General features: G+C 63.8%; 14 protein-coding genes. 2 read left to right on the top strand and 12 right to left on the bottom strand.

Annotation, left to right across the window (positions count from 1 at the left end):
* Nucleotides 1-2: 2 nt before the first annotated feature.
* The 3 genes from AC3WQS_RS09335 to AC3WQS_RS09325 all read right to left on the bottom strand — a co-directional run bounded on the left by AC3WQS_RS09335 (nt 3) and on the right by AC3WQS_RS09325 (nt 4,142).
* Entirely contained in the window at nt 3-2,273 is a 2,271-nt protein-coding gene (locus tag AC3WQS_RS09335; RefSeq protein WP_020907444.1) for a polyribonucleotide nucleotidyltransferase, read from the bottom strand.
* 438 nt (nt 2,274-2,711) lie between these two features.
* Complete coding sequence (gene rpsO, locus AC3WQS_RS09330) at nt 2,712-2,981, bottom strand: 30S ribosomal protein S15 (RefSeq protein ID WP_003942254.1); 270 nt, start codon at nt 2,979-2,981, stop codon at nt 2,712-2,714.
* A gap of 180 nt (nt 2,982-3,161) precedes the next feature.
* Entirely contained in the window at nt 3,162-4,142 is a 981-nt protein-coding gene (locus tag AC3WQS_RS09325; RefSeq protein WP_019748071.1) for a bifunctional riboflavin kinase/FAD synthetase, read from the bottom strand.
* Between the two features lie 117 nt (nt 4,143-4,259).
* On the opposite strand from AC3WQS_RS09325, the gene AC3WQS_RS09320 reads away from it, so the two are divergent.
* Nucleotides 4,260-5,006, top strand: a complete 747-nt coding sequence (locus AC3WQS_RS09320) for a metal-dependent transcriptional regulator (protein WP_019748070.1) — start codon at nt 4,260-4,262, stop codon at nt 5,004-5,006.
* Nucleotides 5,007-5,016: 10 nt separating this feature from the next.
* Here the strand turns inward: AC3WQS_RS09320 and AC3WQS_RS09315 are convergent, their stop codons facing one another.
* From AC3WQS_RS09315 to rbfA, 7 genes are read right to left on the bottom strand one after another with little or no spacing between them, the layout of a single operon-like run.
* Entirely contained in the window at nt 5,017-5,493 is a 477-nt protein-coding gene (locus tag AC3WQS_RS09315; RefSeq protein ID WP_070797173.1) for a GNAT family N-acetyltransferase, read from the bottom strand.
* Nucleotides 5,490-6,410 carry a tRNA pseudouridine(55) synthase TruB gene (gene truB / locus AC3WQS_RS09310; protein ID WP_070797172.1) on the bottom strand — a complete coding sequence of 307 codons (921 nt, stop codon included), beginning with the start codon at nt 6,408-6,410 and terminating at the stop codon, nt 5,490-5,492. The genes AC3WQS_RS09315 and truB overlap by 4 nt, the downstream gene beginning before the upstream one ends.
* Nucleotides 6,411-6,434: 24 nt before the next feature.
* Nucleotides 6,435-7,094 (bottom strand): 4'-phosphopantetheinyl transferase family protein, encoded by a 660-nt coding sequence (locus AC3WQS_RS09305; protein WP_003942126.1) that lies wholly within the window; start codon nt 7,092-7,094, stop codon nt 6,435-6,437.
* Nucleotides 7,095-7,107: 13 nt separating this feature from the next.
* A complete protein-coding gene (locus AC3WQS_RS09300) occupies nt 7,108-8,031 on the bottom strand; it encodes a metallophosphoesterase family protein (protein WP_003942180.1) in 924 nt (307 codons plus the stop codon).
* On the bottom strand, nt 8,016-9,419 hold the full coding sequence (locus AC3WQS_RS09295) for an MATE family efflux transporter (RefSeq protein WP_241896121.1): 1,404 nt from the start codon (nt 9,417-9,419) through the stop codon (nt 8,016-8,018). Before AC3WQS_RS09295 ends, AC3WQS_RS09300 begins: the two co-directional genes overlap by 16 nt.
* Before the next feature lie 10 nt (nt 9,420-9,429).
* The gene (locus tag AC3WQS_RS09290) at nt 9,430-10,422 is read right to left on the bottom strand and encodes a DHH family phosphoesterase (protein WP_080910482.1); all 993 of its coding nucleotides are present in this window, start codon (nt 10,420-10,422) and stop codon (nt 9,430-9,432) included.
* 12 nt (nt 10,423-10,434) lie between these two features.
* On the bottom strand, nt 10,435-10,914 hold the full coding sequence (gene rbfA, locus AC3WQS_RS09285; protein WP_003942248.1) for a 30S ribosome-binding factor RbfA: 480 nt from the start codon (nt 10,912-10,914) through the stop codon (nt 10,435-10,437).
* Nucleotides 10,915-11,743: 829 nt separating this feature from the next.
* On the opposite strand from rbfA, the gene AC3WQS_RS09280 reads away from it, so the two are divergent.
* Complete coding sequence (locus tag AC3WQS_RS09280) at nt 11,744-12,052, top strand: DUF8817 family protein (protein WP_492712482.1); 309 nt, start codon at nt 11,744-11,746, stop codon at nt 12,050-12,052.
* Nucleotides 12,053-12,055: 3 nt separating this feature from the next.
* On the opposite strand, the gene AC3WQS_RS09275 is transcribed toward AC3WQS_RS09280, so the two are convergent.
* Nucleotides 12,056-12,346 (bottom strand): DUF503 domain-containing protein, encoded by a 291-nt coding sequence (locus AC3WQS_RS09275; protein ID WP_003942205.1) that lies wholly within the window; start codon nt 12,344-12,346, stop codon nt 12,056-12,058.
* Between the two features lie 113 nt (nt 12,347-12,459).
* Nucleotides 12,460-15,405, bottom strand: coding sequence for a translation initiation factor IF-2 (gene infB / locus AC3WQS_RS09270; protein ID WP_047890226.1), 2,946 nt, complete (start codon nt 15,403-15,405; stop codon nt 12,460-12,462).
* Nucleotides 15,406-15,502: the final 97 nt, after the last annotated feature.

The raw sequence follows: 15,502 nt of genomic DNA, 5'->3' as shown, positions 1-15,502 counted from the left end.
ATCTACTCGGAAGCAGCCTCGTCGGCGGCCGGAGCGGCAGCCTCGTCGTTGCCCTCTTCGACCGGGATCAGCGAGATCTTGCCACGTGCATCGATGTCGGCGATCTCGACGCGGATCTTGGATCCGACGTTGACCACGTCTTCGACCTTGGCAATGCGCTTACCGCTGCCCAGCTTCGAGATGTGCACCAGTCCGTCGCGTCCCGGCAGGAGCGAAACGAAGGCACCGAAGGCGGTGGTCTTGACGACCGTGCCCAGGAACCGTTCGCCGACCTTGGGGAGCTGCGGGTTGGCAATGGCGTTGATCATGTCGATCGCGGCCTGTGCAGACGGTCCATCGGTGGCGCCGACGAACACGGTGCCGTCGTCTTCGATGGAGATGTTGGCACCGGTCTGCTCGGTGATGGAGTTGATCATCTTGCCCTTGGGGCCGATGACCTCACCGATCTTGTCGACGGGGACCTTGATGGCCGTCACGCGGGGAGCGAACGGGCTCATCTCGTCCGGGGTGTCGATGGCTTCCGCCATGACCTCGAGGATCGTGGTCCGTGCATCCTTCGCCTGCGAGAGTGCACCGGCAAGAACCTGCGACGGGATGCCGTCGAGCTTCGTGTCCAGCTGCAGGGCCGTGACGAAGTCCTTGGTGCCTGCGACCTTGAAGTCCATGTCGCCGAAGGCGTCTTCGGCGCCGAGGATGTCGGTCAGAGCGACGTAGCGGGTTTCACCGTCGACCTGGTCGGAGACCAGACCCATGGCGATACCGGCAACCGGAGCGCGAAGCGGCACACCGGCGTTGAGCAGTGCGAGCGTGGACGCGCACACCGAGCCCATCGAGGTGGAACCGTTGGAGCTCAGAGCCTCGGAGACCTGGCGAATCGCGTAAGGGAACTCTTCGACGCTGGGCAGAACCGGCATGAGAGCGCGCTCGGCGAGTGCGCCGTGACCGATTTCGCGGCGCTTCGGCGAACCGACGCGACCCGTCTCACCGGTGGAGTACGGCGGGAAGTTGTAATGATGCATGTAGCGCTTGGTGGTCTCGGGACCGAGCGAGTCGACCTGCTGAGCCATCTTGACCATGTCGAGAGTGGTAACACCCAGGATCTGGGTCTCGCCGCGCTCGAACAGTGCGGAGCCGTGTGCGCGCGGGATGATCGCGACCTCGGCGGACAGCGAACGGATGTCCGTGACGCCGCGGCCGTCGATGCGGAACTGATCGCGCAGGATGCGCTGGCGAACCAGCTTCTTGGTGAGCGAGCGGAACGCTGCTCCCAGTTCCTTCTCGCGGCCTTCGAAGTTGGGTGCAACCTGCTCGAGAACCTCGACCTTGACCTCGTCGGTCTTGTCGTCGCGTTCCTGCTTGCCGGCGATTGTCAGTGCGGCATTGAGCTTTTCGGACGCAGCAGCCTCGACGGCAGCAAAAACGTCGTCCTGGTACGCCGGGAAGACCGGGTAGTCACCCGTGGGCTTTGCAGCCTTGGATGCCAGTGCTGCCTGAGCAGCGCACAGGCGTGCGATGAACGGCTTGGCGGCCTCGAGGCCTTCGGCAACGATGGCCTCGGTCGGTGCCTGAGCGCCGTCGGCGATCTTCGCGATGACGTTGTCGGTGGCCTCGGCCTCGACCATCATGATCGCTACGTCGGCGTTGTCACCGCTGCCGGACACGACGCGGCCGGCTACGACCATGTCGAAGACGGCGTTCTCGAGCTGATCGACCGTCGGGAATGCAACCCACTGGCCGGCCTTGTTGTCCTCGGAGACGATGAGTGCAACACGCACGCCACCGACGGGTCCGGAGAACGGCAGGCCCGCGATCTGCGTCGACGCGGAAGCGGCGTTGATGGCCACGACGTCGTACAGATCCTGCGGGTTGAGGCTCATGACCGTGACGACGACCTGGATCTCGTTACGGAGACCGTCGACGAAGGACGGGCGCAGCGGCCGGTCGATGAGGCGGCAGGTCAGGATCGCGTCGGTGGAGGGGCGTCCCTCACGACGGAAGAACGAACCGGGGATGCGGCCCGCTGCGTACATACGCTCTTCGACGTCCACCGTCAGGGGGAAGAAGTCGAAGTGCTCCTTGGGGTGCTTGCTGGCGCTCGTGGCGGACAGCAGCATGGTCTCGTCGTCCAGGTAAGCAACGACGGCGCCGGCGGCCTGCTGAGCAAGGCGTCCGGTCTCGAAACGGATGGTGCGGGTACCGAAGGACCCGTTGTCGATCACGGCGGTGGATTCGAACACGCCTTCGTCGACCTCTACTACGGAATTCTCTGTCATTCTTTTCTCTTCACTTCCCTCTCGTCTTCGCCGTACCCGCGCGGGCGTTTCCACCCTCCTGGTGGAAACTGCGCACCGAGGGACGTCCCCCTCTTGAATTGCAGACGCTCCTTGCGATGCGAGCGATTTCTGCTTCGGGACGTCACGACGTTCGGGCGGCCGTCGATCGAAGTCCGCCGGAGCTTTCGGGCACTTGCCCGGTCCGGAGAACCACTACCGACAACCGACACCACGTTCTCTGGTGCATACGGTGTGCTGGCTGCGCACTGCACAACTGTGCGTAGACAACTGTGCATAGCGCCGACAGCGGAAACTGCCTTGCGGCAGCTAACGCCGAAAGCCAGCGAAGCCCAGTATATGCGTGGCTTCGCCGGCTAACGGAGTGTTCGGCAAACCGAAGCGTGCCGTGTTGCTTTCGATCAGCGTCGTGAGAAAAATCTAGCGACGCAGGCCGAGACGCTCGATGAGCGTGCGGTAGCGAGCGACGTCAGTCTTTGCCACGTACTTCAGCAGACGACGACGGCGACCGACCATCAAGAGCAGTCCACGACGCGAGTGGTGGTCATGCTTGTGGGTCTTGAGGTGCTCGGTGAGATCGGTGATGCGCTTGGTGAGCATTGCCACCTGAGCTTCGGGCGATCCCGTGTCGGTCTCGTGCAAGCCGTACTCGCCGAGAACGACCTTCTTTTCTTCCGTGGTCAATGCCACTTGATTCACTCCTGTGATGACGTTTGCGTGAAAGGAACTAGATCGGTGCGGCCACCGCAAACCGCAGCACGCACCGAGAGAAGATCCTACCAGCAGCAATGAGGCGCTTTCGCCCACCTGGAGCGAATGTGGCCGCCGCCACTAGTGCAGGACGAGCTCAACCCACGCTGCGCGCCGCGCTCAACCCACGCTGCGCTCTGCATCCTCACTCAGGATTTGGCGTGCGCGTTCGACGTCTCGGTTCATCGCCGTGATGAGCGACTCGATCGAGTCGAACTTCTCCATGCCCCGAATCCGCGAAACCAGGTCGACAGCGACGTGTTGTCCGTACAGGTCTGCTTCGGTGTCGAGAACGTACGCCTCGACGGTTCGGGTCCGGCCGGAGAAGGTCGGGTTGGTCCCCACAGACACTGCGGCTTGGTATCGACGACCGGGAACGACAGTTCCGAGTTCCTCGCCGGCGCCGAGCACCGTGAACCACGCTGCGTAGACGCCGTCGGCCGGAATCGCCGAAAACATCGGCGGTGCAACATTGGCCGTCGGGAATCCCAACTCGCGTCCACGCTTGTCACCGTGGACGACTACACCTTCGACACGATGTGGACGGCCGAGAGCTTCGGTGGCGGCTTCCATGTCGCCTGCGTCGACGCACGAGCGGATGTAGGTCGACGAGAACGTCACCGCGTGCTCGGCGAGCAGCTGGACGCCGTCGACGGCAAAGCCGAAGCGAGCGCCCATCTCACGAAGAAGATCGACATTGCCGAGCGCCTTCTTGCCGAAGGTGAAGTTGTCCCCCACCACCACCTCGGCGACATGCAGACGTTCGACGAGAATTTCGTGGACGTAGCGCTCCGGCGTCAGCTTCATGAAATCAGCGGTGAACGGCATCACGCAGAACACGTCGATGCCCAGATCCTGAGCCAATTCCGCACGCCGTTGCAGCGTCGTCAACTGGGCTGGATGACTACCCGGCCGCACAACCTCCATGGGATGCGGGTCGAACGTCATCAACACGCTCGGAACACCACGTTTGCGCGCAGCGGTAACCGCTCTCGCTATCAATTGGGCATGCCCACGATGCACACCGTCGAACACACCGATAGTGAGCACACAACGACCCCAATCGGCCGGAACTTCGTCGAGACCACGCCATCTCAGCACGATTGGCAGCCTACGGGTCCACCGGCGGCGGGTCACGTTCGGACCCGCCCAGCGAATCACCGCTGTGCTGCCGCTCACGTACGGAAGTTCCGGATTTCGTAGCCTAAGCTAAGCGTTGTGGCAGCTCACAAGACCGGAACCTCGGAAGCATCATCGACGTCGGATGGCGACAGCACTTCGGCGCACGGCGCGGCAATCGACACGCTCGCACTCTCGTCGGTGGCTCAGGACTACCTCAAGGTCATTTGGACGATCCAGGAGTGGTCCCACGAGCGGGTATCCACCAAGCTCCTGTCCGAGAAGATGAACGTCTCGGCTTCGACGGTGTCCGAGGCGATCCGCAAACTCTCGGACCAGGGCCTCGTCGATCACGCCCGCTACGGTTCCATCGCTCTGACGGACAGTGGCCGCGCGGCTGCTGTGTCCATGGTCCGGCGCCACCGGTTGATCGAGACCTATCTGGTTCAGGAACTCGGCTACGGCTGGGACGAAGTCCACGACGAAGCCGAAGTCCTCGAACACGCCGTTTCCGATCTGATGATCTCGCGGATGGACGCCAAACTGGGCTTCCCCGAACGTGACCCGCACGGCGATCCCATTCCCGCCACAGATGGTTCGGTGCCGACTCCCCCGGCCCGTCAGCTCAGCGACTTCGCCAACGGCGAGCGGGGCCGCGTTGCCCGGATCTCCGATTCCGATCCCGAAATGCTTCGGTACTTCGATTCCGTCGGCGTCAGTCTCGATGTCGACATCACTGTCGAAGAACGCCGTGATTTCGCCGGAACAGTGTCCGTTCGACTCGGCGACAGCCCCGACACCATCGACCTGGGAAGCCCAGTCGCTCAAGCAATTTGGCTCGTGTAGTCGAGGCCGCTCAGCGCGGCAGACGGTATCGCCGTTCCACGGGCCGGACGCCGTCGGTCCGGGTCCAGTCGGCGAGCCTCTCGTCGACGTACACCCAACCTCGACGCTCGTACAGCGCGATCGCCGGCAAAGCGTCCTCGACGACGTCGAGCACCAGTTCCAACTGACTTTCGGCTGCGAAATCCGTGACAGCGTCGAGTAGCGCACCGCTGAGGCCGTTTCCGCGCGCATGGGGATGAACGAACAATCGCGACACGGCTATCGATCCCGCGGTGGTGGGCGCGCCTGCAACCTCGCGGTCGACGGCCACATGACCGACAACACGCCCGTCGCTCTCACCGACCCACGCCTTCACCACCGTGGGCGAACTGAGCCAGCGGTGCGGGTTCTGCGGCCACGTGTTCGGATATCCGTCGCACTCGTGGACCTGTGCCAGCGCATCGACGCAACCGTCGAGGTCGCCGTCGACACGCTCGCGGACGATCACTCGCGAAGCGTCGCCGGTCGCACGACCATCACCGAACTGGCGCGTCGACCCTTCTCCTGCAGAAGCGCAATCGTGTGACCGGTGGGATCGATCGCCGCACAGATCCCCTTCATCCCGATCGGCTCGAGCCAGCGCCCCTGGCTGATCGCCTCGGCTTCCTCCGCCGTGATCTGCCGATGCGGAAAAGCCGTCTGCGCAGCCTGATCGATGTCGAGGCTCACACCCGGCTGTTCCGCGAGATCTTCGAGCGTGCGCGCATGTTCGAGAGTGAACGGCCCGACGCGGGTGCGGCGCAATGCCGTCAAATGACCGCCGACGCCCAATTCACGACCGAGGTCGCGTGCAAGCGAGCGGATGTATGTTCCGGAAGAGCACTCAACGTCTACATCCAGATCGACGAAGCCACCCGGGACATCTCGCCGAGCCAGAACTTCGAAAGTCGACACCGTTACCGGGCGCGGCGCCAGTTCGACGGTTTCTCCCGCACGCACCAGGGCATGTGCGCGTTGACCGTCGACCTTGATAGCGCTCACGCTTGCCGGGATCTGCTTGATGTCTCCGGTCAGCGTTGCCACGATGGCAGCGATCTCCGCGTCCGTCACCTGCGAAGCGTCTGCGGAAGTCAGGACCTCCCCTTCGGCATCGTCCGTGTCCGTCGCTGCACCGAGGCGAATGGTCGCCGAGTACGCCTTGGTTGTCAGTGCCAGGAGTCCGAGCAACTTGGTCGCACGCTCGACGCCGAGAACGAGGACGCCGGTCGCCATGGGATCAAGAGTCCCGGCATGTCCCACCTTGCGGGTGTTCAACAATTTGCGGCACCGAGCGACCACGTCGTGGCTGGTGATGCCCGCCTCTTTGTCGACAATCAGGATTCCGGCGCCGACAAGACCGGAGGAAGGCTTTTCACGAGCTGACACGTGTGCCGATTCTGCCAGTCGCGCTCACTGCACCGAAATTGCCGTCAGAATGAGCCCGTCCGACACCAACCACCTGCCGTCGAAAGAGGTGAGCGGCGGACCAGACGTCGCCTCACCGGGGACCAGCAGACGCGAGTTGAAAGTTCCGGAAGTTTCCGACTCCGCCTCGAATGTGATGTGGGCGTCCTCGAAACCCAACCAGCGCCCGGTGAGCGGAAACCACGCCTTGTACGTGGCTTCCTTCGCGCAGAAGAGCACTCGATCCCAGTGCACCGGACCGCCGGTTTCCTGAGTGTCCAGCCACGTTCGTTCCGCTTCGATGCTGACCGCGGGCAATACCCCGTCCGGCAGCGGGCCGTGCGGCTCGGCGTCGATACCGAGTGAGCGGACCTGCATGGAGTACGCCAGGACAGCGCCGCGGTAGCCGTCGCAATGGGCGAGGCTTCCGACTACTCCCTGCGGCCAGAGTGGGGCACCACGCTCGCCGCGCATGACAGCGGCAGACGGAACACCGAGCTTGCCCATCGCCTGACGCGCGAGGTGCCGGGTAGTCACGAACTCGCGACGGCGCTTCTCGACCGCGCGGCCGATCAACGCCTCCTCACTGGGGTGCGGAACCAGACCGGGCGGATCCACGAAGGCCTCGGCCGTCGCAACTCCACCGGGAAGAATCTGTTCGATCACGTAGCGATACCTCTCAGCGTCCGGCGCGCATGCGCTCGACTTCGGCTTCCTGCTCCGGCGTGACCTTGAAGTGGCCACCCCACTTGTTGAGCGTTCCCGGCGGGTACTCCGGAACGGGAAGAATCTGACGCAACAACTTCTCCGGCAGTCCACGCCGACGCCATTCGCGCGGGTATCCGAGTGAGACTTCCTCGAAGCGGACGCCGTCGTAGTACGTGGTTCGAGGAATGTGCAGGTGCCCGTACACCGAGCACACCGCGTTGTACTTCACATGCCAGTCGGCGGTCGCGGTGGTTCCGCACCACAACGCGAACTCCGGATACATGAGCACGTCCGTGGGCTGCCGGACCATCGGGAAATGGTTCACCAGAACGGTTTTTGTGCCTTCGGGGAGCGCGTCCAACCGTGCCTGGGTGTATTCGATTCTCGCCCGGCACCACGCGTCGCGCGTTGCATACGGCTGCGGCGAGAGCAGGAACTCGTCGGTGGCGACGACGTTCTTGTCCCGCGCGATCTCGAGCCCGTGTTCCTTGTCTCGCGCGCCTTCCGGCAGGAAGGAGTAGTCGTAGAGAAGGAACATCGGGACGACCGTGACCGGGCCCTCGTCTCCCTCCCACACCGGGAACGGGTCCTCGGGCGTGATGACGTCAAGTTCGCGGCACATGTTGACCAGGTACTCGTACCGCGGCGCTCCGTGAATCTGAACCGGATCCTTGGCGGTCGTCCACAGTTCGTGGTTGCCCGGAATCCAGATGACCTTTGCGAATCGGCTGCGAAGGAGCTTCAACGCCCACCGAATGTCGTCAGTTTTCTCGGAAACATCTCCGGCGAGAATGAGCCAGTCGTCAGGCGAATCCGGGAACAGTTCCTCCGTCATCGGCTTGTTGCCGTTGTGACCGACATGAATGTCGCTCACCGCCATCAGCTTTGCTGCCACGATCCCTCTGCTTCCTCAGTTGAACTTCCGCGCTTCGCCGTCGCCGGACCTGTCACTGCCCACTTGCCGGAAAACGCTCGCCACGACACCGCGACCATCCGAAGTACTACGAACACGGTAAGCCCTGCCCAAATTCCGGCCAGCCCCCAGTCGTAGGCGAGGGAGAGCCAGATCGCGGGCAGAAATCCGAGAACTGCGCAGAGCATGGTCGCGTTGCGCAGAAACACCACGTCCCCGGCGCCGAGCAGAACACCGTCGAGTGCAAACACGATTCCCGCTACCGGCATGATCGCGACGAAGAACCACCAGGCGATCGACATTTGACCGAGGACCTCGGCGTCGGACGTGAAAAGTCCGGGGATCACGGAGTGGCCCGCGGCGAAGAAGATCGCGAGTACCACGGCAAATACCGTCGACCAGGCAGTGATCCGCCAGGTCATCCTCTTCGCGGCGGCTGCGAATCCACCGCCGAGGGCAGCTCCGATGAGCGTTTGGGCGGCGATCGCCAAGGAATCGAGAAGGAGCGAAACCAGGTTCCACAGTTGGAGGACAACTTGGTGTGCACCGACTACGGCTGCACCGAACCTCGACGCCACCGCGGCCGCCGAGACGAAACACGCTTGGAATGCGAGGCTGCGCAGGATCAGGTCACGGCCCATCAGCATCTGCGCCCGCATGATTGCAAGATGCGGTCGAGCCGAGACCGGTTCACGAAAGAGTGCCCAAGCGAACAGGACACCCGAAACGCTCTGGCCGACCAGATTCGCGACAGCTGATCCTTCGAGTTCCATCCGGGGAGCACCGAGCAAACCGTGCACGAGAATCGGGCACAACACCGCTGAAATACCCAGGCCGACAAGGACGAACCGAAGCGGTCGCACCGTGTTCTGAACCCCGCGCATCCAGCCGTTGCCGGCCAGAGCCACCAGGATGAGTGGAACACCCAATACCGCTATCCGAAGCCAACTTTCCGCAGCCGCCGCAATGTCGGGAGTCCCGGCCACCGCCGAAGTCAGCGGGCCCGCGATCACCTGCACGATCACTACCAAGGCCAAGCCGATCGCGGCCGCCAGCCAGGTCGCCTGAACACCCTCGCCCACCGCGTCGCGCTCGCGGCCCGCCCCGTGCAGCCGTGCGGCGCGCGCCGTCGTGCCGTACGACAAGAAGGTCAGCTGCGTACTCACCAACGACAGGATCAGACCACCGACTGCCAATCCGGCCAGCGGAAGCGCCCCGAGTCGGCCGACCACGGCGATGTCGAACAACAGATAGAGGGGTTCGGCCGCCAGTACCCCGAGTGCCGGAAACGCCAGGGAAAAGATTCGACGCCCAGTGACGTCGAAATCAGCTGCCGAAGATCCCGCCGAGGCGGCGTCAGATTCGCTCAATGCCGCGGATTCAGCCGAGTGCCGCGACGAGCGCGACAACAATCTCGTCGCTGGAAGTGGTCGACGTATATCCGGCCGACAGCCGGTGCCCGCCGCCACCAAGACTTTCAGCGACCGCCGACACGTCGATCGCCGACTTTGCACGCAACGAGATCGACCAGCTTCCGGAAACCGACTCTTTGAGTACTGCGGCAACTTCGGCTTCCGAAGTAGTTCGCACGATATCGACGACGCTCTCGATCTCCTCGGAGCGAAGATCGCCGATGTCACTGCGTCGGATCACCGCGTACACCAGCCCACGGCCGTCCGCGGCTTCCGGGACCAGCACCGCGGACCCGAGTACCGAAGCCAGCATCGGCAACCACCCGAACGGATGGGTGTCGAGCAGCTTTCGCGCAATCGCGTCGCCGTCGATGCCGGTCGCCAGCAAACGCGCCGCGAGCACGTGCGGAAGCGGACCTCCCCACCGGAAGGAACCGGTGTCGGTGACCAGTCCGGCATAGAGACAGTGCGCGATATCGCGATCGATCGCGACTCCCCACGCATCGAAGAATCGTGCGATGAGCGCCGTCGTCGAAGCCGCGGTTTCGTCGACGACGTTGATGGTTCCGAATTCGGAATTGGAGCGATGGTGATCAAGGACGATTGTGCGATGCGCGCCGGCGAGTCGACTCGCCAACTCACCGAGGCGGCCCTCGCTGCCGACATCCACGGTCACCAGAACATCGACGCTTTCCCGAACATCGGCGGGCGCCGTGAGCAAGTGAACACCAGGGAAATCACACATCGACTCGGGCAGCGCCGACGGCCGACTGAACGCGACCTGCACCGAAATGCCCCGACGCTCGAGAACGAGACCGAGCGCAAGTCCGCTGCCGATCGTGTCCGCATCCGGCTGCACATGGCAGAGAATTGTCACCGTGTGCGCCGATTCGAGAACCTCGGCCACCTGAGCGAACTTCGCCTCGCAGGGGTCGACGTCCGAAAGTGCGGTGATCGTCATTCTCGGTGCGCGTCAGTCGGCTTCACGAACATCTGGCGACGCCTCGTCTTCGTCCGAAGCCACTCGCGGCTCCTTGTACGGATCTGCATCTCCGGCCGGCTGTGCATTCTCACGCGCCTTGGCGACCTCGTCGTCGGCGGCCTTGGCACGGGCCAGCAGTTCTTCCATATGACGCGCGGTGTCGGGAACGGTATCGGCGACAAACGTCAGAGTCGGTGTGAAGCGAACGCCGGTTCCGGCACCGACCTTCGAGCGGAGAACACCCTTGGCCTTCTCGAGTCCTGCGGCGGCGGCTTCCACATCGGGTGCGGAATCGACCTTCTCGCCCATGACTGTGTAGTACACCGTCGCGTCGTGCAGATCGTTGGTGACCTTGGTGTCCGTGATGGTCACAAATGCGAGTCGCGGATCCTTGATCTCGTGATCGATCGCGGTCGCGACGATGGTTCCGATACGCTTTGCCAACTTGCGTGCCCGGGCTGGATCTACCATGACTGTCAGTCTCCTCTACCTGGCCACTCGAATCGAGGTGACTCGATCGATCAAAGTTCTGGTTAACAAGAATTATTACCGACAACAGTCTCGTCCATCGGCTACCCGGCAACCAAATCACCATCCACCCGCGCCTGCCGGACCCAGAGCACAGACCGATCGCCCTTTTATTGGTAACGTTCGGTCGATGACGCGATCAAGAATCACCGCATCGATAATTTCCGGAGGACTCGTTGCGACTGCACTACTTTGCTCGCCGGCAATCGCGTCGGCCGACCACAGCGAGTTCACACCGCTTCCATTGACATATTCGTTGGGAAGGAACAACACCCTTCCTTGTAGCGGACAACTCACGGGCTACGTCCAAACCCCGCACGACCGTCCAGGCATTGCAGTCGTTTCAGTCTCCTGGACTTCCTTTTTCGACAGCCCGTGTTCGATCACCGCCTACGTCAATTATTCGAACCGCGACACTCGCACCGGTGGAACCAGAGCAATCGACTTGACGCACATCTCTGACGGATCCGGTTCGCTGCGGGGCGAATCGAGCCGCCAGATATCCATTGAGGTCGGGTCGGGAAACGCGGGCCTCAATCTGACCAGCGAATCGCTCACATCAACCTTGATCGATCCGGGCGCGTCTACCGTGCGCTTCGTCGTGGCATGAAGTAGCGCGCCGCCTACCGGGAGGCCCTCGCCAAGGGCGCCCCGCGAATCACGCGCTTCCGGACCGGATCTGAGTCGGCTCACCCGTCGTCGATCCCTCGGGCAACAACGTCATCTTCATTCAGCGTGACGAACCCGAAGACGTCGAATACGGCGATCGAAGTTGCTGAGAGGGCTGGTGAGGGTTGTCGACGACGCCCAGATTCTTCGGGAATTCAGAAGCGACGATCACACCGCCGCTTGGGTTTTGGACGTTGGTCTACTTCGATTCCCGGACGCAGGCGCGGACCGGGTGAAAGCGCTGACCGCTTCTGTCGGGATCACCAGTGCACAGAGTGAAACCGAGATTGCGCGGAAAATGCGTGACGCGGTCGACACAGTCGCACTCGGTTGTGAGGACGCCGAATCCCTTGCCGACCAACTCGATTCGGTACGCCGTCTGGGCGCGTGGCTCGCTGACACCGATCGGTGACGCTCAGTCTTCCGGGCCGAAGATTCGCCTTCGCACAGCCAGCAACTGAATCTCCGGACGCTCGGCGACCGCTCGCTCACAATGATCGAGAACATCGTGCAGGTGATCGACGGACGAACTGACCACACCGACGCCCACGAGCGCACGACGCAGGCGTCCCTGCTCCCCCGCCTCCGCTGCACTCACGCCGAATCGACGGAGTTCCGTCAGGATCGGCGACAGCATCGAACGCTTTTCCTTGAGTGAGTGGACATCGCCGAAAAGAATGTCGAACTCCAGTGCCCCTACAAACATTTTCCCCCTAGACAGAGCCGAATGGACTCTTCCGGACTTGTATGTTCAAGTCCGGAAGAGTCCATGTCAGCTAGTACTCACGTGCGTCCGCCCCAACGCCCGTGTCGACATAATCAGTCGCGCGGCTTCTCGCGAAGCTCGTAGCACTCGAGAACGTCACCGATCTTGATATCGGAATAGGTGACGGTCAAACCACATTCGTAGCCTTCGCGAACCTCGGTAGCGTCTTCCTTCTCCCGCTTGAGCGAGGAGATGGTGACCGTCTCGGCGATGACCTTGCTGTCGCGGATGAGACGTGCCTTGGCGTTGCGACGGATGCTGCCCGACGTGACCAAGCAACCGGCAATGTTGCCGATCTTGGACGAACGGAACATGGCGCGGATCTCTGCCTTGCCCAGCTCGACCTCTTCGTACACCGGCTTGAGCAGACCCTTGAGTGCCTTTTCGACCTCATCGATGGCCTGGTAGATCACCGAGTAGTAGCGAATGTCGACGCCCTCGCGGTTCGCCAGCTCCGTTGCCTTGCCTTCGGCGCGGACGTTGAAGCCGATGATGATCGCGTTGGACGCAGCAGCCAGGTTGACGTTGGTCTCCGTGATGCCACCGACACCGCGGTCGATGACGCGCAACTGCACCTCGTCGTCGATCGGAATTCCGAGGAGAGCCTCTTCGAGGGCCTCCACGGTTCCCGAGTTGTCACCCTTGAGGATCAAGTTCAGCTGTGAATGTTCCTTCAGAGCTGCATCGAGATCGTCGAGGCTGATGCGCTTACGACTCTTCGCTGCAAGCGCGTTGCGCTTACGTGCGTTGCGACGGTCCGCGATCTGACGAGCGATACGGTCCTCGTCGACCACGAGCAGGTTGTCGCCTGCACCGGGGACCGACGTGAAGCCGATGACCTGGACCGGACGTGAAGGCAGTGCCTCGTGGACGTCCTGACCGTGCTCGTCCACCATGCGGCGGACGCGGCCGTAAGCATCGCCGGCAACGATCGAGTCGCCGACCCGCAGCGTTCCGCGCTGGATGAGCACGGTAGCGACGGGGCCGCGGCCACGGTCGAGGTGCGCCTCGATGGCAACACCCTGAGCATCCATGTCCGGGTTGGCGCGCAGATCCAGGGAAGCGTCCGCCGTCAACAGCACTGCTTCGAGCAGTGCGTCGATGTTGAGACCCTGCTTCGCCGAGATGTCGACGAACATGGTGTCTCCGCCGTATTCCTCGGCCACCAGTCCGTACTCGGTGAGCTGCTGCCGGATCTTGTCCGGGTTCGCGCCTTCCTTGTCGATCTTGTTCACCGCGACCACGATCGGCACGTCGGCCGCCTGGGCGTGGTTGATCGCTTCCACCGTCTGCGGCATGACGCCGTCGTCGGCTGCGACAACAAGGATCGCGAGGTCGGTGGCCTTGGCACCACGAGCACGCATGGCCGTGAAGGCCTCGTGACCCGGGGTGTCGATGAACGTCACGAGACGCTCGTTGCCCTCGAGCTCGGTCAGCACCTGGTAGGCACCGATGTGCTGCGTGATGCCGCCGGCTTCGCCCTCACGGACATTCGCCTTACGGATCACGTCGAGCAGACGGGTCTTACCGTGGTCGACGTGGCCCATGACGGTGACCACAGGCGGACGGGACTCGAGGTCCTCTTCTCCGCCGGCGTCCTCGCCGTAGGTGAGGTCGAAGCTGTCGAGCAGCTCGCGGTCCTCGTCCTCCGGGCTGACGACCTGCACGACGTAGTTCATTTCGCCGCCGAGCAGCTCCAGCGTCTCGTCGTTGACCGACTGAGTTGCCGTGACCATCTCACCGAGGTTGAACAACGCCTGCACGAGTGCTGCGGGGTTCGCATCGATCTTGTCCGCGAAGTCCGACAGCGATGCGCCGCGAGCGAGACGGATGGTCTCACCGTTGCCGCGTGGCAGCCTGACGCCGCCGACTGCGGGAGCCTGCATGCTTTCGTACTCGGCGCGCTTCGCCCGCTTCGACTTACGTCCACGGCGAACTGCTCCGCCGGGACGACCGAATGCACCTGCCGCTGCGCCGCGCTGACCGGGACGGCCACCGCCGCCGGGACGACCGCGGAATCCACCGGCCGGAGCTGCTCCACCGGGAGCACCTGCACCAGCACCGGCGCCGGGTGCGCCGCCGCCGCGGTATCCACCGCCGCCGCCGCCCGGACGACCACCGGGAGCGCCACCGGGACGACCCGGACGTCCGCCGCCACCGGGCGCGGGACGAGCGGAACGAGCAGGCATTGCACCCGGGTTCGGGCGAGGAGGCATGGAGCCGGGGCTGGGACGGGGTCCGCCCTGACCTGCAGGCGGACGAGGTCCACCCTGGCCGGGAGCCGGACGGGGACCGCCCTGACCCGGAGCCGGACGAGGTCCACCCTGGCCGGGAGCCGGACGGGGACCGCCCTGACCCGGAGCCGGACGAGAACCGCCCTGGCCTGCACCCGGACGCGGTGCGCCGGGAGCCGGACGAGGTGCCGGACGCTCGGCGGGTGCCGAGGAGTACGGGTTGTTACCGACGCGAGGTGCCTTCGGTCCCGGACGCGGTCCGCCGGGCTTTGCGCCGGTAGACGGTGCCGCCGGAGCCGCGGGGGCTGCCGGTGCCGATGCTGCGGGAGCAGCCGGAGCCGGGCGTGCCGGCTGTGCCGGCTTCGGAGCGTTGAACGTCGGGGTGGGGACCGGCGCCGACGGTGCTGCCGGAGCAGCGGCTGCGGGAGCCGCGGGGGCTGCCGGTGCCGGAGCTGCGGGAGCAGCCGGTGCGGGTGCGGCCGGCTTGGGGCCGGGACGCGGGCCACCGGGCTTTGCAGCTGACGGCGACGGTGCGCCGGGCTTTGCCGCGGGGCGAGCCGCCGGAGCGGCTTCGCCGGTCTCGGACTTGGTTTCTGCTCCGCCTGCCGACGGGAATGACTCCCGCAGACGACGGGCGACGGGCGCCTCCACTGTGGATGACGCAGACTTCACGAACTCGCCTTGCTCCTTGAGCGTTGCGAGTAGTTCCTTGCTGGTGACACCGAGTTCTTTAGCCAACTCGTGCACGCGGGCCTTGCCTGCCACTGCTCTCCTCACTGATGAGGTCGAGCAGGAGGCATCCCACAGATGTGGGTCCCGCACGACCTCGGGTTATCGCCGATGGACGTTCATCGTTGGTGCT

It is taken from the genome of Rhodococcus sp. FW305-130, from assembly GCF_058788335.1.
Note: the sequence above shows the minus strand (reverse complement) of the source record. Positions and strands in the feature narration are given on the sequence as shown.